The sequence below is a fragment of the Spirillospora sp. NPDC048823 genome, from assembly GCF_043198445.1.
Classification (GTDB): domain Bacteria; phylum Actinomycetota; class Actinomycetes; order Streptosporangiales; family Streptosporangiaceae; genus Spirillospora.
The window spans coordinates 97,839-117,301 of sequence record NZ_JBICUT010000021.1 but is presented as its reverse complement, the minus strand read 5'-3'; the positions used below and the strand labels follow the sequence as shown (position 1 = coordinate 117,301).

22 protein-coding genes and 1 pseudogene are annotated in these 19,463 nt (G+C 68.4%); 9 read left to right on the top strand and 14 right to left on the bottom strand.

The genetic code is table 11. From position 1 onward, the window contains the following. Window positions 1–339: 339 nt before the first annotated feature. Together ACGFK0_RS34370 and ACGFK0_RS34365 are read right to left on the bottom strand one after the other, a co-directional pair. Window positions 340–822: a hypothetical protein gene (locus ACGFK0_RS34370; protein ID WP_392912647.1), complete on the bottom strand. Its 483-nt coding sequence runs from the start codon at window positions 820–822 to the stop codon at window positions 340–342. Further along, window positions 819–3,260, bottom strand: a complete 2,442-nt coding sequence (locus tag ACGFK0_RS34365) for a molybdopterin oxidoreductase family protein (RefSeq protein ID WP_392912645.1) — start codon at window positions 3,258–3,260, stop codon at window positions 819–821. Before ACGFK0_RS34365 ends, ACGFK0_RS34370 begins: the two co-directional genes overlap by 4 nt. 541 nt (window positions 3,261–3,801) lie before the next feature. Here ACGFK0_RS34365 and ACGFK0_RS34360 point away from each other — a divergent pair. Together ACGFK0_RS34360 and ACGFK0_RS34355 are read left to right on the top strand one after the other, a co-directional pair. Further along, the gene (locus ACGFK0_RS34360; protein ID WP_392912643.1) at window positions 3,802–4,356 is read left to right on the top strand and encodes a hypothetical protein; all 555 of its coding nucleotides are present in this window, start codon (window positions 3,802–3,804) and stop codon (window positions 4,354–4,356) included. Window positions 4,357–4,905: 549 nt separating this feature from the next. Next, window positions 4,906–5,226, top strand: coding sequence for a hypothetical protein (locus tag ACGFK0_RS34355; RefSeq protein WP_392912641.1), 321 nt, complete (start codon window positions 4,906–4,908; stop codon window positions 5,224–5,226). A gap of 18 nt (window positions 5,227–5,244) precedes the next feature. Here the strand turns inward: ACGFK0_RS34355 and ACGFK0_RS34350 are convergent, their stop codons facing one another. From ACGFK0_RS34350 to ACGFK0_RS34340, 3 genes are all read right to left on the bottom strand, one after another. Continuing rightward, entirely contained in the window at window positions 5,245–5,694 is a 450-nt protein-coding gene (locus ACGFK0_RS34350; protein WP_392912639.1) for a hypothetical protein, read from the bottom strand. Window positions 5,695–5,854: 160 nt separating this feature from the next. Continuing rightward, complete coding sequence (locus ACGFK0_RS34345) at window positions 5,855–6,427, bottom strand: hemerythrin domain-containing protein (protein ID WP_392912637.1); 573 nt, start codon at window positions 6,425–6,427, stop codon at window positions 5,855–5,857. A 29-nt stretch (window positions 6,428–6,456) separates the two neighbouring features. After that, on the bottom strand, window positions 6,457–7,671 hold the full coding sequence (locus ACGFK0_RS34340) for a hypothetical protein (protein ID WP_392912635.1): 1,215 nt from the start codon (window positions 7,669–7,671) through the stop codon (window positions 6,457–6,459). 243 nt (window positions 7,672–7,914) lie between these two features. Between ACGFK0_RS34340 and ACGFK0_RS34335 the strand changes: the two genes are divergently transcribed. Then, window positions 7,915–8,526, top strand: coding sequence for an aromatic acid exporter family protein (locus ACGFK0_RS34335; protein ID WP_392912633.1), 612 nt, complete (start codon window positions 7,915–7,917; stop codon window positions 8,524–8,526). Further along, the gene (locus ACGFK0_RS34330; RefSeq protein ID WP_392912662.1) at window positions 8,468–8,776 is read left to right on the top strand and encodes a hypothetical protein; all 309 of its coding nucleotides are present in this window, start codon (window positions 8,468–8,470) and stop codon (window positions 8,774–8,776) included. The genes ACGFK0_RS34335 and ACGFK0_RS34330 overlap by 59 nt, the downstream gene beginning before the upstream one ends. 340 nt (window positions 8,777–9,116) lie before the next feature. On the opposite strand, the gene ACGFK0_RS34325 is transcribed toward ACGFK0_RS34330, so the two are convergent. Then, window positions 9,117–9,890, bottom strand: coding sequence for a transposase family protein (locus ACGFK0_RS34325; RefSeq protein WP_392912631.1), 774 nt, complete (start codon window positions 9,888–9,890; stop codon window positions 9,117–9,119). Between the two features lie 369 nt (window positions 9,891–10,259). Between ACGFK0_RS34325 and ACGFK0_RS34320 the strand changes: the two genes are divergently transcribed. The 3 genes from ACGFK0_RS34320 to ACGFK0_RS34310 are packed head-to-tail and all read left to right on the top strand — an operon-like array spanning window position 10,260 to window position 12,273. Then, a complete protein-coding gene (locus tag ACGFK0_RS34320; protein WP_392912629.1) occupies window positions 10,260–10,430 on the top strand; it encodes a hypothetical protein in 171 nt (56 codons plus the stop codon). Continuing rightward, entirely contained in the window at window positions 10,427–11,662 is a 1,236-nt protein-coding gene (locus tag ACGFK0_RS34315) for a glycosyltransferase (protein ID WP_392912626.1), read from the top strand. Before ACGFK0_RS34320 ends, ACGFK0_RS34315 begins: the two co-directional genes overlap by 4 nt. Further along, on the top strand, window positions 11,659–12,273 hold the full coding sequence (locus tag ACGFK0_RS34310) for an SIS domain-containing protein (protein WP_392912623.1): 615 nt from the start codon (window positions 11,659–11,661) through the stop codon (window positions 12,271–12,273). Before ACGFK0_RS34315 ends, ACGFK0_RS34310 begins: the two co-directional genes overlap by 4 nt. Window positions 12,274–12,857: 584 nt before the next feature. Here the strand turns inward: ACGFK0_RS34310 and ACGFK0_RS34305 are convergent. The 3 genes and pseudogenes from ACGFK0_RS34305 to ACGFK0_RS34295 form a co-directional block, all read right to left on the bottom strand. Further along, a complete protein-coding gene (locus tag ACGFK0_RS34305) occupies window positions 12,858–13,211 on the bottom strand; it encodes a 4a-hydroxytetrahydrobiopterin dehydratase (RefSeq protein ID WP_392912657.1) in 354 nt (117 codons plus the stop codon). Window positions 13,212–13,244: 33 nt separating this feature from the next. Further along, window positions 13,245–13,517: pseudogene (locus ACGFK0_RS34300) on the bottom strand (DUF2267 domain-containing protein); the annotation flags it as partial. Window positions 13,518–13,797: 280 nt separating this feature from the next. Next, window positions 13,798–14,358 (bottom strand): hemerythrin domain-containing protein, encoded by a 561-nt coding sequence (locus tag ACGFK0_RS34295; protein ID WP_392912621.1) that lies wholly within the window; start codon window positions 14,356–14,358, stop codon window positions 13,798–13,800. Window positions 14,359–14,567: 209 nt separating this feature from the next. Between ACGFK0_RS34295 and ACGFK0_RS34290 the strand changes: the two genes are divergently transcribed. After that, window positions 14,568–14,765: a DUF2795 domain-containing protein gene (locus ACGFK0_RS34290; protein ID WP_392912618.1), complete on the top strand. Its 198-nt coding sequence runs from the start codon at window positions 14,568–14,570 to the stop codon at window positions 14,763–14,765. Between the two features lie 1,068 nt (window positions 14,766–15,833). Next, window positions 15,834–16,418, top strand: a complete 585-nt coding sequence (locus tag ACGFK0_RS34285) for a sigma-70 family RNA polymerase sigma factor (RefSeq protein ID WP_392912616.1) — start codon at window positions 15,834–15,836, stop codon at window positions 16,416–16,418. Between the two features lie 557 nt (window positions 16,419–16,975). Here the strand turns inward: ACGFK0_RS34285 and ACGFK0_RS34280 are convergent. From ACGFK0_RS34280 to ACGFK0_RS34260, 5 genes are all read right to left on the bottom strand, one after another. Continuing rightward, window positions 16,976–17,896: a PfkB family carbohydrate kinase gene (locus tag ACGFK0_RS34280; protein WP_392912614.1), complete on the bottom strand. Its 921-nt coding sequence runs from the start codon at window positions 17,894–17,896 to the stop codon at window positions 16,976–16,978. Further along, entirely contained in the window at window positions 17,893–18,117 is a 225-nt protein-coding gene (locus ACGFK0_RS34275; protein WP_392912612.1) for a hypothetical protein, read from the bottom strand. The genes ACGFK0_RS34280 and ACGFK0_RS34275 overlap by 4 nt, the downstream gene beginning before the upstream one ends. Continuing rightward, on the bottom strand, window positions 18,114–18,311 hold the full coding sequence (locus ACGFK0_RS34270; protein WP_392912610.1) for a hypothetical protein: 198 nt from the start codon (window positions 18,309–18,311) through the stop codon (window positions 18,114–18,116). The genes ACGFK0_RS34275 and ACGFK0_RS34270 overlap by 4 nt, the downstream gene beginning before the upstream one ends. A 167-nt stretch (window positions 18,312–18,478) precedes the next feature. Beyond that, complete coding sequence (locus ACGFK0_RS34265) at window positions 18,479–18,724, bottom strand: hypothetical protein (protein WP_392912607.1); 246 nt, start codon at window positions 18,722–18,724, stop codon at window positions 18,479–18,481. A 283-nt stretch (window positions 18,725–19,007) separates the two neighbouring features. Continuing rightward, entirely contained in the window at window positions 19,008–19,265 is a 258-nt protein-coding gene (locus ACGFK0_RS34260; protein WP_392912605.1) for a hypothetical protein, read from the bottom strand. Window positions 19,266–19,463 lie beyond the last annotated feature (198 nt).

Genomic DNA, 19,463 nt, shown 5'->3' with positions numbered 1-19,463 from the left:
TGATACGGACTTCGACACTCCACATCATCCCAGTTCAGGAGCATTTTTCTGTTTAGGCGCGCCACTCAACAGCCAGGCTTCGTGAAAGACCAGGGCTGGGTTCGACCTGCTGCTCGATGCCGGGAGGCTCCTGCCGCTGCTTGGGGTAGGGCGGCGTGGGCTCCGAGAGGGCCTGCGAATCCGTGGCTGGTTCTTTCCGGTCGTGCTCCACGTACGACAACCTCCTGGAATCTGCGGCGAAACTTGGCCCACTCGCTGGCTGGGACCAGGTTTCCCCTATGGCCTCGCACCAAACAGGCCGCGATTCACACGTCGTGGCAAATGTCGCCCTCCAGGTTGTTAACCGCTTACGAGGACTTGTGGGGCGGTGACCTTGATGCGGGTGCGGAGCCATTTTCCGCGTGTTTCAGCGGTCTCGCGGCATGTGCTGGCGAGGTTGAGAAGGTCGCGGTCGCGGGCGGCTTGAGCGGCCTGGACGAGGATCACCCAGGCGATCTCTGCTTCTTGCGCGCCGAGGTAGAGGTTGCGCAGGTCGCGGAGCAGCAGCATGCCGACCGGCTCGGAGCGGTCGGCCATCCGGGCGCTGGCTTTCCGGATGGGGTCCAGGAGCCCGGGGGGTCCGGCGACCTTCTGGCCGGAGGCTCCGTACCGGTCGGCGAACGGGGCGAGGCTCTCGACATGCTCGGCGCACTGCTGGGCGAGGGTGAGGCCGAGGTGGTAGAGGTCGTGCTCGACCGCGTGCCTGTCTGCGAGGCTGCGCAGCTCTTTGGCGAGATCGGCCTCGGCGTCCTGGACCTGCTCGATCGCCTTGTCGAGCTTCATGACACGCCGTCCTTGAAGGTCTCGGTGACGCCGTGGCCGCCGGTGGTCGCCGGGCCTGCTCCGGGTGGTGGCTCGGCTCCCGCGGTAGTCGGCGCGGGGGATGGCTCACCACCGCCATCTGCGATCTTCTCGACCCGTACGGCGGCCGTTTTGAACACCGGCTGTTTGGAGACCGGGTCCCAGTCGGTGATCGTCAGGTCGTTCGCTGCGCGCGGCCGTCCATCGGGCTCGGCGGCTTGGTCGCGGTCCCAGTGACCGTAGTGGAACGGGAGGAAGACGACGCCGTCGCGGATCCCGCTGACGCGCGCCCTGGCCTCGACCTGGCCCCGGGGTGACCGGATCCGTACCAGGTCGCCTTCGGCGATGTCGAGTCTCTGGGCGTCCGCCGGTGAGATCTCGGTCCACACGTCGGGAGCGGCGGCATCGAGTTGGCGGGCCCGCCCGGTCTTGGTGCGGGTGTGCCAGTGGTAGACCGAGCGTCCGGTGTTCAGCAGGAACGGGTACTCGTCGCCGGGCGGCTCATGCGGCGGTAGGTAATGCGCTGTCTTGAGGACGGCACGGCCGGCCGTCGTCATCGCCGCGTGGTCTTTGTACTCGTAGGCGGCGCCGGTGAGCATGGCGTGGCCGTAGTCTTCACAGAAGTCGCTACTGGTGTTGAACTGGTGGTCGGTGTAGAGGCGTTCGGTGCCTTCGGGAGCTTTGTCGTTGCACGGCCAAGGGATGCCGCTGCCGCCGCGGAGTTTGTCGTAGGACAGACCTGTGTAGTCGCAGGGACGGCCACGGGTCATCTCCTTGAACGCATCGAAGCATTCTTCGGGTGTGCGCCACTTCAGCAACGGTGCGCCGTCCTTGTCGGTCAACTCCAGGCGGCGCGCGTAGTCCAGGAAGACCTCCATGTCCGCGCGGGCCTCGCCTGGCGGCTGGACGGCCTTGTCCGACAGATGCACCGTCCGGTCGTGGTTGGTGTAGGTGCCGGTCTTCTCCCCCCACATCGCGGCGGGCAGGACGACATCGGCGAACTCGGCCGTCTCGGTCAAGAACGCGTCGCTGACCACGACGAACAGCCGTTCCTGCTTCAGGATCGAGCGGATCCGGTGCAGCTCCGGCAAGGAGACAGCCGGATTGGTTCCGACGATCCACAGGAAGCGGATCGAACCCTCTTCGGCATACCGGAACATCTGCATGACGTGCGTGGGCGGCGCCCAGCTCGGGATCTGGATGTCGTCGACGTTCCAGATCCGGGCGAGTTCCTGGACGTGCTCGGGATTCTGCCAATTGCGCATCCCGGCCAGATCGCCGTTGGCGCCGGTCTCCCGGGTGTTCTGCGCGGTCGGCTGACCGTTCATCTGGAAGACCGTGCAGCCGGGCCTGCCGATCATCCCGCGCAGCAGGTTGACGTTGTTGACCTGGCAGGCGGACGCGGTCGCCTGGTGCGACTGGTACACGCCCTGCAAACACGTGGAGACCAGACGCCGACCGGTGCCGATGACCCGGGCCGCTTCCCGGATGTCGTCTGCGGGGACACCGCATATCTCGGCGGCACGCTCGGGCGGATACTGCTTCACGACCCCTTCGAGCCCGCTGATACCGGTCGTGTGGTTCTCGATGAAGTCCCGGTCGACCCAGCCGTTGGCCAGCAGTTCGTGCTGGATCCCGTTCAGCAGCGCCAGGTTCGTGCCGCTGCGGATCGGCAGGTGGACATCCGCCTCTTGGGCGACCTTCGTCCGGCGCGGATCGACCACCACCAGCCGCGGCCGGTCGGGGCCCTGGAGCCGGTCGAGGATCCGGGTCCACAGGACGGTGTGCGTCTCGGCGATGTTGTGGCCGATGGCGAAGATCGTGTCGCATTCGTCGAAGTCGGCCATCGAGCCGGGATCGCCGTCGGTGCCGAAGGTCTCCTTCAATGCGAAATCGGCGGTTGCCGTGCACAGCCGTGTGTTCCCGTCCAGGTGCGGTGTCCCGATACCCGCCCGGACGATCAGCGAAAGCGTGTAGTAGTCCTCCAGGAACAGCTGCCCGGAGTTGTAGAACCCCATCCCGAGCGGACCTCGCTCGTCCAGGACCTCCCGCGTGCGGTCGACGACCAGGCCCATCGCCTCGTCCCAGCTCGCCGGACGCAACTCTCCGTCCCGCCGCACCAGCGGGTGCGTCAGCCGGTCTGGTGAGCTACCGGCCTGCCACCCGAACAGGCCCTTGGGCCCGAGCCGGCCGTGGTTGGCACGGTCCGTGCCGCGTCCCCGCACACCGACCATACGGCCCCCGTGAACACCGATGTCCATGCCGCAACCGTTCGAGCACAGCACACAGGCCGACTGGACCCACTCGACCTCGTCCTCGGAAACCCCCTCTTCGAGGTACTGGTCAACGCGGACGGGCCACGGCTCCCCCGCGCCATACGGCGTCCGCGCCCCCCAGATCTCGGCGACCCTGTCGGCCATTCCTGCTCTCCTCCGAGTCGATCCCGAACACCGAGCCCGGTGAGGACGTCACGCCCCGGGCAGCCACACATCGGAGGCGCAACTTCCCCGCTGCACGCCGGTCAAACGGCCGGTACCACTTCCCTCCCGAGCACATCGCGAAGTCGAGAGACGGCACGTGCCCAACCCTGCAGCCTCCGCCCACACCAACGCCGGTCCACTACCGGCAGCGAACAAGCCCGTCCCAAGGCCGCGAGCCCGTCGGTGACCAGCATGGGGATCTCAATGTCCTACGTGGGCTTGGCGGTTTCCCCCGCCGGACGACCGGTTGCTCCACTGGAGTCAGTCGGAGGGCGCCCCGGCCGGTTATGTGGTTGCAGCCGCACGGAGCAGGCGAGGGACGAGATCAGCGGCCAGGGGCAGGACTGAACTCTTCTGGCCCGGGAACCACTGGCCCTACGCGTGCCGGGCATCCGCAACCGCCAATCCGCTGAAGAGCCGATCCGCTGAAGGACAGAGATGCTCTGGCAGCCGCGATGGAGTTCACCAAGAGGAGAAGACGATGAAGACCCAAGACGCGACCGCGATCATCGACGACTGGCCCGAGGATTCGCGGGAAGCGGCACAGATCGTCCTCGACACCTACGGTGAGCCGGACGAAGCGGCCGAATCATTGCTTATCTGGCACCAGCCCGGCCCATGGAAGCGGGTGGAGGCGTCCCGGACCTTCCATGAGCACCAGTTCCCCGTACCCCACATCGACTCGGTGCTGTCGGTTCTCGACTACCGGGTTCCACCAGAGAAGTTCACCGCAATCGCCGAGTTCGACGGCAGCGTGATCGCCGAGCGTACGGCGGGGGAACTGTCCGCCCGCTGCCATGACGAACAGGCCAACTTCCTGGCGCTAAACCTGGTGCACGACATCGTGACCGGCGACAAGACCGTCGAGGAGGCCCGCCGCTACTACGCCAAGGAGTTCCTCGACGTCCGCCGCGGCCAGCCCACGCCCTACATGGACGGCCTACGCTTCACCCCGAGCACCGAACCCACCACTGACGCCGACGAGCGAATGCTGTCGGACCAGGACCTCGAGCAGGCCGCCGCGGAAGGGCAGTAGGCAGCACAACAGGCCTAGATCAGCTCCGGGCCCGGTGGGGACGTGCTCATCGCCGAAGCACCCGAGGCACGCGACGGCCTGCGGTCAGGATGATCTCCCGTCGTGACCATCCGGTTTCTCGTCGGTGGCTGAACGGCCACGCAGACCGTGCGGCACCTTCGGACAGCTCTCTGCGCCGAGCCCATGCGCGGCCGGCTGACCACCGACGGGTCCGAGCTCAACGGGATCGGTGGCCTGGTCGCTGTCGGTCTGCCCATGGAATGAGATGTAACGCAAGGTCCTCTCCTACGTCTGGCGCACCTCCACGCCGACCGGAGCAATGACGCCGCGGCCAGCGGCTCGTTGGCCAGTGCCCGCGATCTCACCGAACATTCGCGATCTCAACGCGCCGTTCAGAAAGGGTTGCGTGGCAGGTACACCACCTCGGCCTCTTCGGGAAACGTCTGTCACTTGGCGAGTGTCCCTAGTCGCTTCGGCAGGTGCCGCCGGGCCCAAAGGCGGTAGACGTGGTGGGTTTGCCGCTGCCGCGGCCGGGGAGCGTCCGGCACGATGACCAATCCCGCATCTCGACCTTCGGTCACCGTGAACCAGGTGGCCGCCGGAGATGTGCTGGTCGGCGACCTGCTGGGGCTGCCCGGGCACCCCTCCCCGACGGTGCTCGTGCGGCACATCGGTCCCATCAGCGAACCGATCACTGTCCATCACCGCGGGACCGCACTCAGGATCATCCCGGTCATGCTGACCTGGGAAATTGCCGGTTTGGAGCGGAGGGAAGGCGAGGGGGAGCCGGTGGTGGGACGGGTCTGGTTGACCATGCAGACCCGTGTCACCCGCCTAGCTGCGCCCTACGCCGGACACGGCGACTCTTAATTCCGCTGAGTGGCGGGGCTACTGTTCCCGGGGATGCTCGTTCTCGTCAGCGCCTTCACGGATGTCATCGGCTACAAGGTCCTTGAAGGGGCGAAGCTTGTCGTAAAGGCGCTTTGGCGGTACGGCCTTGTCCGCCTCGGGCTTGCCCAGGAGCCAGGTCGCGGCCTCGACGGCGGTGTCCCAGCCGACCTCGTCCGGGTTCTTTTCGTGATGGTGCTCGGCGTGCTCCTCGGCGGCTTCGGAAGCGGCCGGCGCGATCCTGTCGAGATAGACGTTGTGGAAGCCGCCGCGGTCTTCTTCGTGGTAGCTGATCTGGGCGCGATGGCCCTCGTACCTGTGGGCCTCCCGTCCTATCTGCGGGCGGAAGGTCGTGTACTCCGCACCATCGTCGTCCCGGACGACGTACCGGGTGTTGCCCGAGCGGCTCCGCACCTCCTCGACCTCTTTGACAAGAATTTCGGCTTTCATATACGCCGCCTACCCGAGCCGTTGAAGGCCATTCGCGCTTCTGAGGCTTGTCGACTACGGCCGGCACTCCCTGCTGGATGGCGACGTGGCGGGTGAACAGACATCGACCAGACGGGCATCACAGTGCTCTCCGCATCACCCGGCCGGGCCGCCGGTGTGGTCAGCCCTTGTCGCGGGCGTCGCGGATCATGTCGCGGACGCGGTCCATCATCGCGGCGGGCGGGCCGGCGAGCAGATTCTTGGTGGCGCTCTCGGTCCCGGGATGAGGGTGGGTGGGGGCGGTCGCCTCGGCGGCGCGGACGGCGGCGGCGAAGCCCTTGAGCTGAACCGGGCTGAACTGGCCGGCCAGCCGGTCGAACTCGTAGCGCTCCTCGGCGCGGGCGTGGGTCAGCACGTCGATGCGGAGCTTGTCGATCGACTTCAGGAACGCGGGGTCGTCGGTGTCCATGCCGTCCAGCTCGGACAGCAGTTCCTTGGCCTCGCGCTCTTCGGCCAGGCGGTCGTCCACGATCCCGTCGCCGCCGGGCAGTCTCCGGGCCACCGGGTGGACGATCTCCTCCTCGGCGGTCTCGTGCACGGCCAGCAGCCGGACCAGCGCCCGGAACGCCTCCTTGCGCTCCCGCCCTTCGGAGTGCATCACCTCGTCGAACAGGTCCCGGATCCGGCCGTGCTGCGCCTTCAGCAGGTCGACCAGGTCGGTCGTGGACGAGACGTCCGTCGTCTTGGTGCTCACAGGTTTCCCTCGCTTCGTCGATCGGTCCGCTACTGGTAGCGGTTCTGGCGCATGCTCGGGACGGGGTGCGGCCCCTCGGTCTCCAGCCGGTACTCCTCGCCGAACTTGTGCTGGTGGTCCTCCATGACCTGGTCGCTGGGCGGCCGCTCGGCGTTGATCTTGTCCTGGTACTCCTCGAACCGGCGGTGGGCCTCCTGGACGTAGCCGGTGCCCAGCGTCGTCCAGTCGATCTGGGTGGCCAGCAGCTCGCGGACGAGTTGCTTGTTCGGCTCGAAGGTGACCGGCTCGGGCAGCGACGGCGCCAGGACCTGTTCGGGGTCGCGGCCGTCGTGGCGGCGCATCAGGTCGCACGCGATGCGCAGGTGCTCCAGCTCCATGTTCAGGTGCAGTTCCCAGATGCCCTTGATGCGCGGGTCGGTCTCGGTCTGCATGAACGAGTAGTACAGGTAGCACTCGTTGTACTCGTGGTTGACCAGCCGTTCCCACCAGGTCTCCCCTGGGTCCACCAGCGACTCGTAGTGGGTGACGTGCTCCTCTTCGACCAGCCCGATCTCCTGGTAGAGCTGCCGGGCGATGGGCTCCATGTACATGGGGCCGACGTTCATGTAAAAGTTCATCGTCTGCTGCTCGGCCGCCATGATCGTCAGCGCGTGCAGCCTCGAGATCGGCGCGGCCGCCTCCCGATCGTAGGGCTCGCGGACGTTGTCGATCGGGTGGCGGTGATGCAGCCGCGTCGGCCGTCCCGGAATCGCCTCGGTGAGCTGATCGATGATCTTCTCGGCCTTGCGGTGCTCGATCATCTCGTACAGGTTGGCGTACCGGTACAGGTGGTCGAAGTCCTCCAGCAGCCCGAACTGGTAGGCCTGCTTGAGGTGGGGATCGGGCTCCTGCCGGGCGACCCAGCCGGTCAGGTCGACCGCGACCTGCTCGTAGGAGATCGTGGTCTCCAGCACCGACGCCTGGCCGGGCAGCAGCCAGTTGACGACCTTCTGCTGCTGCTGCTCGATGTTGCGGACCTGCGCGAGCTGCTGCTTGACCTCCAGATCCGGGCAGACCCGGTTGAAGTGGTGACTGAACATGATCGCCTCCACCTCGATGCCGTTCATCGCGATGATGCGGCACTTGGTGTAGGGATCGGAGGTGTCGGGATCGACGGGCGCGACGTCCAGCTGGCCCCAGTTACGCAGCTGGTCGTTCAGCGGGATACCGCGGTGTTCGAGCGGGTTGAACGCCACCAGGCTCACCCCTTCTGTGAGAGCGGATCGGCATGACGCTCGGGTGCGCCTACCCGGCACCACCCGTTCCGCACCTCCACAGCCGAACGACTTCAAGGTTTTGTCGCCTCCGTCCAACGGCTGAGGTCCGGCCTGCGAACCGGCCTCCCGCGACTCGTCGGCTACCCCTGGGGCACGGTGACCCTTCTGGTTCGAAGGCGGCGTGGGCCAGGCGACCTGGTTTGAAAGCCGGTCAATGGGAACCGGTGTTCGGTGCGATTCCCGGGGCTGCGAAGCCGTCTGAAACCTGTTGCCGGACGCCGATACCGGGGAGAGCGCCTCAAGCTGACGTTGAAGGCCGTCGTGGCGGCCTCCGTCGCATGGCTGGTGGCCAGATACCTTGTCGGTCACCCCCAGCCTTATTTCGCTCCACTGGCGGCGCTGCTCGGCGTGTATCCGACGGTGGCGTGGTCCCTCACAGAAAGCCTTGCCTACGGTGCCGGATTCGCCGTCGGTGCGGGCATCGCGATACCCGTCGGATTGTTGATCGGACCGAACACGTTCGGGATCGCCGTCGTCCTCTTCGTCGGGATGATGATCGCGGGCTGGCGCAGGCTCGGCGACCAGTCGCCGCAAGTCGCGTTCATCGCGCTGTTCGCGCTGCTGTTCGGGGGCCACCAGGTCGTCGATTATGTCTGGCCTCGTCTCGGCGATGTCGGGATCGGGCTTGCCATCGGACTGGCAGTGAACGTCTTGATCTTCCCCCCGCTGTACGTGCGGCGAGGCGAGTACGCCATCGCGGAAGCGCGGCACCCTGATCGACGCCATGGAGGCACTTGCCGAATACGTCGTCGAGCCCGACGAGTGGGGGCCGGTCTGGGATGAGCGCCAGTCGTGGCTGGTCACCGTCCAAGAGCAGGCACGGTATTCGGTCGAGCGAGGTAAGACGAGCCTGCGCGCCAATCCACGCGCGATGTGGTGGGGCTACCGGCTTCGCTGGCGCGAAGACTCGGATCAATGGTCTGCTCCCAGCCAGTTGAACAAGCTCGAACGCGATGTCGTACACACGCTCGATCGCCTGGACCTTTGCGTCTGGCTGCGGACGCGGACGAAGAACGCCTGCAGATCGACGTAGAGTTCCGGCGCGGCTACGCTGCCCTCCTCCGCAGGATCGCCGATCTCACGCGGATGCTCCCCGAGCCGCCGGACGAGGAGAAACTCGCCGAGGCCGAACGGATACAGGACGCGGTGGCGGGGCCCCGTCTCGGCCCGGGGGCGGATGTGTCCGGCCTCTGGGATCCGTACAGGAACTCTTGCGGCTCAGCCGCCAGCTGCTGGACCTGTTCCCCACTCACCAGCCCTGAGCCCGTTTTGTTCCGGTGCAGCCCGGCCATGCCCGCCGTCATCCGCACCGTGTGCCTCGGGCGCGAATCACCTGACACTTCGTCTACCGGCGACTTTGCAGTGACCCCTTTTCATCCTCGGGTGACCTCGTAGTTCTGTAGGACTGCGATTGCCTTGACGAGGTGGCCGGCCTTGCCAGGGCTGCAGCGGAGCTTGCGGAGCAGCTTCCATGACTTCAGTTGGGCGTTCGCGCGTTCACCGGGTCCGCGGAGCTTGGCGTGCGAGCGATTCGCCTGTTTCTGGGAGAGGGGCTTGTCCCGGCCCTTGTACGGGGTGATGACAACCTGGGCCTCGGCGCCTTGATATCCCTTGTCGGCCAGCGTGAGGACCCCGGCCTTGTCCAACTCGCGCAATATCCCCCACACGCGGGCGGCGGTCAGGTCGTGGGTGCGGCCGGGCAGCGCTCCCGAGGTCCACAGGATCGTCCCTTCGGGACCCGCGATGACCTGCACATTCATCCCATGGCAGCGGTGCTTGGCCGAGTAGTACGGCCGGTCGGCCCGCACCCGGTCGCACGCGATGAGCGTCCCGTCCAGTACCAGCAGGTGCAGCCCGTCCTTGGTCGCCTTTCGCAACGCCGCCGTCAGTTTCGGCGACCGCGCCGACAGCAGCGCCACCGCCTCCTCGACATACCGCCAGGCCGTGCTCGTCGACACCGCGAACCCGGCCCCGAGTTGGGCGAGGGGGTCCCCTTTGCGCAGGTGGACCATGACCAGCAGAGCCTGCTGCCCGGGGTTCAGTAGCCGCCAGGCCGACCCGATCGTCTTGCGGCGCCGCCGGATCAGCCCCGCCAGGTAGTTCAGCGTTGAACGCGACAAATCGACGGCGGCACGGTAAAACAGCATGCAGAGCCCCTGGTCCGGACGCGGTGGTTGTGGTGATCAACCCGTCTACCAGGGGTTTCTTTGCGTCATCGACCGAACGCCCACATCGCGATCATGCCGTGATCGGCGCTCGCCCAGACGGATGAAAAAGGGTCAGTCTTCGTTGTTTAGGCCCTCGGTTCTCGGCAATGTGTCGAAACACCTATAGGGGATTTCGTTCCCGTTGAACCGCAAGGCCGGTGTCTACGAAGAGGACGCCGCCGCACCCCCTGACGCTGCGCCGAAAGGTGCTTATATGCGTGTGCTCGGAATCAATGCGATCTTTCATGATCCGGCCACCGCGCCGTAGTCGCACTGACCGCGACCGAGGCGGTGCCGCCGGAGGCCGGGGTGCTGTCCACGCGCGTCGCCACGCTGGCGGACGCCGCGCGGACCCTGGCCGCCGACCCGCCGCGCGCCCGCCAGATGGGCAAGGAGGCGCGGGCCCACGCCGCCAAGCGGTACGGCCTGACCCGGTTCCTTCGCGACTGGCGGCGGACTCTCCAGGAGGTAACGCGATGAGGATAGCCATGATCTCCGAGCACGCCAGCCCGCTGGCCGCCAGGGGCGGCCCCGCGGACAAGGGGCTGGGCGGAGCCGACGGCGGCGGGCAGAACGTGTTCGTCGCGGAACTGGCCGCCGAGCTCGGCAGGCAGGGGCACTACGTCACCGTCTACACGCGGCGGGACGCGCCCGTCCCGTCCGGCCGGGTGCGGTTCGCCCCCGGCGTGAGCGTCGAGCGCGTCCCGGCGGGCCCGCCCGAGCGGATCGCCAAGGACGACCTGCTGCCGTGGATGCACGACTTCGGGCGCTACCTGGAGGAGCGCTGGGCCGCCGACCCGCCCGACGTCGCGCACGCCCACTTCTGGATGAGCGGCCTCGCGGCGATCCAGGCCGCGCAGCCGGCGGGGCCGCGGCGGGTGCCGGTGGTGCAGACCTACCACGCGCTCGGCACCGTCAAGCGCCGCCACCAGGGCGACAAGGACACCAGCCCCGCCTCCCGCGTCCGGCTGGAACGCGCGATCGGGCGGGCCGCCGACACGGTGATCGCGACCTGCTCGGACGAGATCGCCGAGCTGAGCGCGATGGGCGTCCCCCGCGACCACGTCCGGGTGGTGCCGTGCGGCGTCGACCTGAGCCTGTTCGCACCCGGCGGCGGCCCCGCCGGCCCGGCCGCGGGCCGGCACCGGCTCGTGGTGCTGTCGCGGCTCGTCGAGCGCAAGGGCGTCGACACCGCCATCCGGGCCCTGGCCCACCTCCCCGACGCCGAACTGGCCGTCGCGGGCGGGCCGCCGCACGGCGACCTGGACGGCGAGCCCGAGGTGCGCCGGCTCCGCCGGGTGGCGCGGGACGCGGGCGTCGCCGACCGCGTGGAGTTCCTCGGGCGGCTCGGCCGCGACGAGGTTCCCGCCCTGCTGCGGTCGGCGAGCCTGGTGCTCACCCTCCCCTGGTACGAGCCGTTCGGCATGGTGCCGCTGGAGGCGATGGCCTGCGGCGTGCCCGTGGTGGCCAGCGCCGTCGGCGGCCACCTCGACACGGTCGTGGACGGCGTCACCGGGACGCTCGGCCCCCCGCGCGACCCGGAGGCCGCCGCCGGGGCGGTCCGGGCGCTGCTGGACGACCCGGCCGGGCGTGCCGCGATGGGCGCGGCGGGCGGCGACCGGGCGCGCGGCCGGTACTCGTGGGCCCGCGTCGCGGAAGGCACCGCCGAGGTCTACCGGCACGCCGCCGCGCTGAGCGAGGTGGCGGCATGACGGCCCCGGCCGCGCACACCGGCACCGCGCGGACCAGGACCGCGACCGCGCAGGACCGGCGGCTGGAGGCCCTCGCCGAGGCCGCGCTGCGGTTCCGCGAGCACGTCCCCGCGATCGAGGAGTGGGGCCGCCACCTCGTCGGCGTGCTGCGCGGCGGCGGGCGGCTGCTGGCGTGCGGGAACGGCGGCAGCGCCGCCGAGGCGCAGCACCTGACCGCCGAGCTCGTCGGCCGGTTCGAGGACGAGCGGCGGCCGCTGTCGGCGATCCCGCTGCACGCCGACACCTCGTCGGTGACCGCGATCGGCAACGACTACGGCCCGGTCAACGTGTTCGCGCGGCAGGTGCAGGCGCACGGGCGGCCCGGCGACGTGCTGGTGTGCCTGTCGACCAGCGGCCGCAGCCCGAACGTGATCGCCGCGGCGCACCGCGCCCGGCAGCTCGGCATCACCGCGTGGGCCGTCACCGGGCCGGGGCCCAACGCCCTCGGCGGCGCGTGCGACGACGCGATCACCGTGCGGGCCTCCGCCACCGCGACCGTCCAGGAGATCCACCTCGCCGCGATCCACCTGCTGTGCGGCGTGGTCGACGAGGCCCTGGGGGTGAGACCATGACCGGCCCGCTGGTGGTCGCCGGCGACGTCCTGCTCGACATCGACATCGTCGGCAGCAGCAGCCGGCTCTGCCCGGACGCGCCCGTGCCCGTCGTCGAGCAGGCCGAGGAGCGGCCCCGCCCCGGCGGCGCGGACGCCAAGCTCAACCGCCCCGAGGACGTGGCGGCGACCGTCGCGTTGGTGCTTTCCCAGACCCCCGGTGCGAGGTGCGGGAGATGGTCGTTTGCCCGTCACAGGAAAGGTCGTGGCCGTAGCGGTCCATGCGTCGGCAGACTGGGCGCTCCACCTCGGCGACCCGCTGACCGCCCCCTGCCTTACGGGCGCTGCGGCGCGGAATGCCCGACATGCGGATCACGCTCGCTGCACCGGCCCTCCTCAGCCCCACTCGCCCTCGATATCCGCACGGTCGATGACGTCCTGCCCACAGTCGGCCCGTGAGGCCCGCTTCCGCTCAGCGGGCCCTTGGACCTCGCGATCAACCTACTTGGAAAGAATAGGCTCAGGTCGTCCGGTCAGCGCGGCCTGCTCCCGATCCATGCGGCACGCTGGCGGAGCTACCTCGTCCCCCGGATCGCGCCGCACGGCTCAGGAGCTCATTCCGGCGCCCGCTTCATCGATGGCCTCGTCCAGTCGGGAGGCGAGTTCGACGTCCAGAGCGGTGACGGCTTCCACGGAGGCGGTGCGGACGGCAAGTTGGACGCCGTCGGCGCCGCGGCGTACTTCAGGTCCGCGGCCCATCTCCTCGCGGAGCAGGTCGATTCTGCGCAGCACCCGGTCGAGGTTGCCGGGTGGGAGTACGAGGGTCCGCCGTAGTTCGCCGGTATCGCCCGACCAGTCCGGGAGGGCACCCAGTGCGGCGTCCACCTCCTCGGGGGTAAGCGGCGCCTCCTGTCCGGCGGGGCCGGTGACACCGCCGCCCACCGCGGGAGGAGCGAACATCTCGCGGAGCTGTTCGGGCACGTCCAGCTCCGCGATCAGGTCGGGTTCCTGTTCGGCCAGCGCGGCGAGGACCGCCCGCACCCGAAGCCGCGCCTCGTCGGGCGGCCGATGCGCCAGCAGCGAGACGGCGCGGACGAAATCCGCCTCATCACCCTTGCGCACCTGCTCCTCGACGGGTAGGCGTCCCTTCAGCTGACCTGGCATCGCATCCATGAAGCGGTCCCGGTCGGGTTCATCGAGCGTGCGGGCCAGCACGGTCACGGTCGCCTCCGCGGCCGCTCGCGCAACCCCTGAGTCCAGCCCGGTCTTCTCCGAGACCTACTCCAGAAGATCCTGATACTTGACGGCCATACTCGGTCCCCCAACTCGGTAGGCCCTGGTCAGGTCCCTCAGCGATACCCGCCACCCCTGCTCCTACGCCCCAGCTCCCACTCGGCGACTTCGACCTGAAAGCAGTCCCAAGGCTCACGCCAGGAGATCCGGACCCAGGCATGTGCGCCGGGAGCACTGGCGCCGCCTCCGAAAGAGAGACGACTTTCAGGTCCGCTTCACCCGCGGGGCCACAAGAACTCGAAGCTTTGCCTGGTCAGTCGCTGCCGCGGCCGGACAAGCGGTCGCGGACCCGGTCGACGAGTCCGGCACCGGGAGCCAGCAGCTTGTTCAGCGGCGGCGTGTTCGGCGCCGAGGGGTGCGGGCGGGTCGGCGCCACACGCTTGGCGGACTGGACCTTGTCGCCCAGTTCCAGCAGCTGGTCGGCATCGGCGTGCTCGGCGAGCTTGGGAAACAGATTCCCTTCCTCGTCCTCGACGTGGGCGGACACGTCCTCGATGAGCCGGTTGACCAGCGTATTGAAGCTTTCGTGTGCGGCGTCGGCCTTTTCGAGCTCCTTGAGGATCCGCTCCACTTCGGCGTGCTCGGAGATCTCCCTGTCGGCGATCTGATCGCCGTCCGGCACGACTTTGCGGACCGCGGGATACAGGTAAGCCTCCTCGGCGATCGAGTGCCGGACCAGCTCGATGGTGACGTCATCGATGATTCGCCGCCGCTCGTCCGCGTCCGTCGCGGCCGACAGTTCGTCGAACATCTCCTCGACTTCACGGTGATCGTGCTTGAGAACCTCGATCACATCGCGCTTCTCGTCTCCCATGAGACCTCTCCCTCTGGTGTTCGCGCTCGGGCCGGGAGAACACCGCGTGCCGCGCCGTAGGGCCGGCAGGCGGCAATGACCTGCGGTGATCCACCGACACGGCACCTGGTACCCGAGCGAGCGAGCCCCACTCGCCTTCAGAAGACACGGATTCGTCGGTGAGCCAGGGGTACCAACGGGAAGGACGCAAGCACTACTGAGGGGGGATCATGGCGGACAACCCGTCGTTCATCGAGGTGCAGAAGTCCTTGGCCGGGATTGACTACCCGGCGTCCAAGGACGACCTCGTCAAATACGCGCAGCAGCACGGCGCCGAAGAGGGCATCGTGCAAGCGCTTCAGGCGATGCCCGACCGGGAATACGACGGGCCCAGCGGCGTCAGCAAGGAGATCACCAAAACCTCCTGACGCCCGACGTATCTCAAGCGGCCGGGGCCGGTTAGGTAGGCTCGACCGGCCCCGGGCACGGTCGCTGGACGGGCCCGTTACGGCGAGGAAGCCGCGGGTAGAGGCACCGGCATGGCTGATATCGGAGACAGCTTCAAGCCCGGAGAACGCGCACCGGAAAGCGGCTTCTACCAATGCGACTGCCCCAACTCCCACCGCTGGAGCACCGACGTGGCAGGCCACCCACTTCCACCGCTTCCACAAGGATGCAGCGGAAGCCAATGGACCCTGAAGGAACGCCGCCCCGTCGCATGACCATCACCGGCGGGCGACCACGTCCGCGAGGAGCCGAGAAGCCGCCGTGAACGCCGAGGGGGCCGACACAGCCGCGAAGGAGATTGACCAGCGGGATGCCACCCGGTCGTCGGCCTCAAGAACGAGGGCCTCGCCAGCGCACTAAGTGAGTGGCGGCCGTGGCCGGTCAGGTGGATGCGGGCCGAATCCACAGCCAGCCCGCACCCCGGACGGTCACCGTCAAGACGGGGCAACGCCTATGCCGTATCCGCTGATGGACCGAGTTCGTATCCGTCGAATGGCCTTCAGCAGATGATCGAGGCCTCGTCTTAGCCCGACACCGCCGTGCCGACGAGCGAGGCGCCGGCGCTGGGAGAAGCCGACCGGACCCCGTGAGCCGCTCTCCCGCAAGGGTATGCGGCTTCCCCGACTCCGACCACCCGCTCAAGGCGGGCCCGCGGGCGTGACGATACTGCGCTTGCCCACCCGACCCCCCGCCGTCCCGAACAGGCCGTCTCTTGCAAACCGGTGACTGCTTCTTGAGCTTCGTCGGTCCGGTACGCCGGGCACTGTATGCGGCCGGATCCACTACGGGACGGGCTCCCACGTCCCGCAGGCCAGTCCTCGTCTCAGCCCTCAACCAGCGCCTCGATCGTTAGATGCGCCGAATCTGGGGCATACGGTCCGTTTCGGCCCCGAAGAAGGACGACATGAACGCCGAGGCTCAGAGCCTCGGCCGGGCGCCTCGGCGCGCCGTCCGGCGAGCCGGGGACGAAACCCGAGACGAGGCACCAGATGCACAAGACCGACCCGGACGCGGACCGGGCCAGGAGGCGGTTCGAACGGGACGCGTTGCCCTACCTCGACCAACTCTACGCTGCGGCATTGCGGATGACACGCAACTCCGCGGACGCCGAGGACCTCGTCCAAGAGGCCTATGCCAAGGCCTACGCCTCGTTCCATCAGTTCAAGGAAGGAACCAACCTGCGGGCCTGGCTCTACCGCATCCTGACCAACACCTTCATCAACGAGTACCGCAAGAAGCAGCGGCGGCCCGCCGAGGCGACGGGCGAGACGATCGAGGACTGGCAGCAGGCGGAAGCGGCATCGCACAGTCCCGGCGGACTCAAATCGGCCGAGACCACCGCGCTCGAACACCTCCCCGACTCGGAGGTGAAACAAGCCCTCGGCGACCTGCCGGAGGAGTTCCGTATGCCCGTCTATCTCGCTGACGTGGAGGGGTTCTCCTACAAGGAGATCGCGAACATCATCGCGGTCCCCATCGGGACGGTCATGTCCCGGCTGCACCGGGGTCGCCGCCGGCTGCGCGCGCAATTGGAGGACTACGCCCGCCACCACGGCTTCGCCGCCTCCGCCTGATCCCCTTTCTGTCAGACCGCTGAGATGATCTTCTCCGGCCCACCGCTCTCGGGCGACAGCGGCCGGGCGTGCGCCGGGAGGGCGGTTACCCAAGTTCCGCCGCCCAGCCGCCCGCCGCCATATCGAGACAACCCACAAAAAAGACCTTCAGGTACGCCGGTGGCTGGCCACTCCGAGGAAGACCGCGGTCGGAGCTGTCAGCCTTCGCCGACCTGCACGGCCTTGGCGTACTGGGCAACACCTCTTTGAACTTCAAGGGCACAAGTTTCATCAACACGATGTCGGACCTGGTGGAGTTTAGCTAGACACACGGTCTCGACGGGATGGTCGTGGGCGACACCTGGTACGAACGGCGCCGCCTATCACCGCGTGGACCAGGCTGAGCCGCATCAGCCGACCGACCTGGTCGCTCTGTCGCCATCACCATGCGGCTTGCTCCTCGTATAGGTGAAGCGTGGAGTCACGCCCAGCCACCGCGCACGACGGCGCCCACACCGGCCTGGAACGGCTGGCCCGCCAAGGCACCGGGCGCCTGTTCGCGGCGATGGACTGGGCCGTCACTCCGGGACGCCCGCCCGCGCGCGGAGCGCGGCCGGGTCGAGCTCGGGTCTGCCTCCGGGACGGCCGACGGTGTCGGCGGCCGCCGCGACGGCGAGGCGGGCCGCGCGTTCCGGGTGGTCACCGCCGGCCAGAGACGCGATCAGCGCGGCGGTGAGGGCATCGCCGGCACCGGTCGTGTCGGCCACCGGCGTGTTCTCCAGCGGCAGGACCAGGTGACCGCCCCGCCAGACGAAGACGTTCCCCGACTCGATGGCCAGGGCCGCCAGCGACGGGCCGCGCCGGACGATGTCCGCCCCCAGGCGCACCGCCGCGTCGGCGTCGGTGAGGCGGTCCCCGGCCAGCATCTCTGCCTCCCGGGCGTCGGCGCGAACGAGATGGGCGGTGGCCAGCACCGCATCACGGTCCGCGCCCGACGGCGCCCCATCCAGCGCGACCCGCGCGTCTGCCGCGTGTTCCAGCGCCGCCTGCACCGCCTCCGGAGGTTGCTGCAGCTGGACGCTCACCCAGGCGGCCTCACGCAGGGGGTGTCCGGCCGCCGCGACGTCGGCGCCGGTGAGCAGGACGGGCTCCGGCAGGTCCTCCAGGTAGCGCCACCGGCCCGAACCGTCGACGACGTCCACGATCAGGCCAGTCTCCGCGTCCTCGCGCCGGACGACGTGCGACACGTCGATCCCGTCGCGCCGTGCTTGACCGAGCAGGCTCGCGCCGACGGCGTCGTCCCCGGCGACCCCGACCAGACCGGGCCGGACGCCCAGTTGCGCGAGAGCGACCGCCTGGTTCGCGCCCTTGCCGCCGAGCATCTCCCGGCGCCGCCGGACGTTCGCCGACTCCCCTGGGCCCGGGACATCATCGACGACAAGGACGAGGTCGCGGGCGATCTGCCCGACCACCGCGACGTCGATCATTGGCCCGGTCACGTGCCCGCCGACGGTGGGGCCTCGATCGTGAGGGCTTCGCAACGTCCGCCTTGAGCGGGCAGCGCGGTGTGGCCGGTCTTCTCCAGTCGCTGCTGCCCGTCCTGTATGTCCCGGAGGAGGACGTGCGCACGGGCGTCCCCGATCCAGTCCAGGACCGGATCGAGATCCTCCTCGTACTCCAGCGGGAGCGCCGCCCCACGGATGCCGTCGGCATCGCTCACCGCGATTCCTTCCGCTCCCCCTTCGGGCCCTCACCCCGCTCACTGGCACGCCGGGGTCTGCGCTTCTCGTCCATCTGGAGCTCGTCGTTCGCGCGCTCGCCGGCCTCGGAGTCGGCGGCGAACCCCTCGTTCTCCATCCGCTTGCGGATCTTCGCGCGCTTGATGTCGTACTTGTGACTTCCTGGGCGTGGCATGACGTCGCCCCCTTTCCCCTCGTCCTCCTCGCCTTCCCCGGATCCGGGAATCGATGCAGCCGGACGGGCCACCAGCATCAGCTTTCGTTCCCCGATCGTCTTTATCCCAGTCACCGCGATGCCTCCGATCGGCCGTCGTCCAGGTTGAACGAGCCGGTCGCCCGACCTCAGGCGCCAAGGTCTCTGGCCCTGTTGTCGAGGCGGTGCGCAATCGCATCGAGCCTGTCCTCGGAAACGGCGCCCCCGAAGAGTTCCGCCTCGATCTCGTGACGGCGGGCAATCAATACTCCGGCGTTGGGGACGGCACTTCCAACAGAAACGATGACACACTCACCGTTAGTAAAGACCAGCGCAGCTTCAGGATCCGGGGACTTCGCCAACTCCCGGACAATCTCCCGGTCAACGAGTTTCATGAGCGCCCCCTCGATGTCACCCGTCTATCGACGGGTATCCCTTCCCTCCACACGCAGACATTCCCGAACGGCCGTCTGCCTAAAATTCAAACGCCAAGGGCAGCGGGCCTTCAGTGCGACCACTCCAAGCGGGGGCACGAGGCCGTAATGAATACTATTGCCCTGATGGCTAATGCCAGCGGCCGCATCGGTCACCTGGGGATTCCCGGCGGTGGCCACCGTAGTAACGCGCAGAAACCGCCGGGACCCCCGGTAGGAAACGGTGCTGATGTGCGATTCGGACTCAGTCCTCGCGGCGTCGCTTGGAGCCGGGGACGCCGTACCCGGGCTTGGGCTCGGGAGAACTCTCCTGCTGCTTGCCCTTGTGGATGTCCTCCAGCCGCTCGGCGTGATGGTGCGGCTCATGCTTGGGCCTGGTATGCGGCTGCTTGGACGCACCTGTGGTCACGTGCTCAGCACTCGGCGTCGAGCCGTCGGCCCGTGCCTCGCGAGCCTTCGCCCGCCGCTGAGCGTCGTTCCCCTCCATCTTCTTGCCTGGCATGTGTGCTCACCTCCATTCGTTGGACGCGGCCCAAAACGCCCCCTACCCATGAATCCCCAGGTCTATCGGTGCCCGCAGGCTGTTGGGATGGCGGCGCGACGGCTGTGGACGACCTCGATCTACGACCGGCTTGTGTGTGATCCAGCCCACCGGGGGTAGGCCGCCGGACGTGTCTCAGGTCGGCCGCCTTGCCCATCG

Excerpts from the sequence above, each read along its gene's own strand:
- ACGFK0_RS34370 (WP_392912647.1), bottom strand. The coding sequence starts at position 822 with ATGAAGCTCGACAAGGCGATCGAGCAGGTCCAGGACGCCGAGGCCGAT.
- ACGFK0_RS34365 (WP_392912645.1), bottom strand. The coding sequence starts at position 3,260 with ATGGCCGACAGGGTCGCCGAGATCTGGGGGGCGCGGACGCCGTATGGC.
- ACGFK0_RS34360 (WP_392912643.1), top strand. The coding sequence starts at position 3,802 with ATGAAGACCCAAGACGCGACCGCGATCATCGACGACTGGCCCGAGGAT.
- ACGFK0_RS34355 (WP_392912641.1), top strand. The coding sequence starts at position 4,906 with ATGACCAATCCCGCATCTCGACCTTCGGTCACCGTGAACCAGGTGGCC.
- ACGFK0_RS34350 (WP_392912639.1), bottom strand. The coding sequence starts at position 5,694 with ATGAAAGCCGAAATTCTTGTCAAAGAGGTCGAGGAGGTGCGGAGCCGC.
- ACGFK0_RS34330 (WP_392912662.1), top strand. The coding sequence starts at position 8,468 with ATGGAGGCACTTGCCGAATACGTCGTCGAGCCCGACGAGTGGGGGCCG.
- ACGFK0_RS34325 (WP_392912631.1), bottom strand. The coding sequence starts at position 9,890 with ATGCTGTTTTACCGTGCCGCCGTCGATTTGTCGCGTTCAACGCTGAAC.
- ACGFK0_RS34315 (WP_392912626.1), top strand. The coding sequence starts at position 10,427 with ATGAGGATAGCCATGATCTCCGAGCACGCCAGCCCGCTGGCCGCCAGG.
- ACGFK0_RS34310 (WP_392912623.1), top strand. The coding sequence starts at position 11,659 with ATGACGGCCCCGGCCGCGCACACCGGCACCGCGCGGACCAGGACCGCG.
- ACGFK0_RS34305 (WP_392912657.1), bottom strand. The coding sequence starts at position 13,211 with ATGTTCGCTCCTCCCGCGGTGGGCGGCGGTGTCACCGGCCCCGCCGGA.
- ACGFK0_RS34295 (WP_392912621.1), bottom strand. The coding sequence starts at position 14,358 with ATGGGAGACGAGAAGCGCGATGTGATCGAGGTTCTCAAGCACGATCAC.
- ACGFK0_RS34290 (WP_392912618.1), top strand. The coding sequence starts at position 14,568 with ATGGCGGACAACCCGTCGTTCATCGAGGTGCAGAAGTCCTTGGCCGGG.
- ACGFK0_RS34285 (WP_392912616.1), top strand. The coding sequence starts at position 15,834 with ATGCACAAGACCGACCCGGACGCGGACCGGGCCAGGAGGCGGTTCGAA.
- ACGFK0_RS34270 (WP_392912610.1), bottom strand. The coding sequence starts at position 18,311 with ATGCCACGCCCAGGAAGTCACAAGTACGACATCAAGCGCGCGAAGATC.
- ACGFK0_RS34265 (WP_392912607.1), bottom strand. The coding sequence starts at position 18,724 with ATGAAACTCGTTGACCGGGAGATTGTCCGGGAGTTGGCGAAGTCCCCG.
- ACGFK0_RS34260 (WP_392912605.1), bottom strand. The coding sequence starts at position 19,265 with ATGCCAGGCAAGAAGATGGAGGGGAACGACGCTCAGCGGCGGGCGAAG.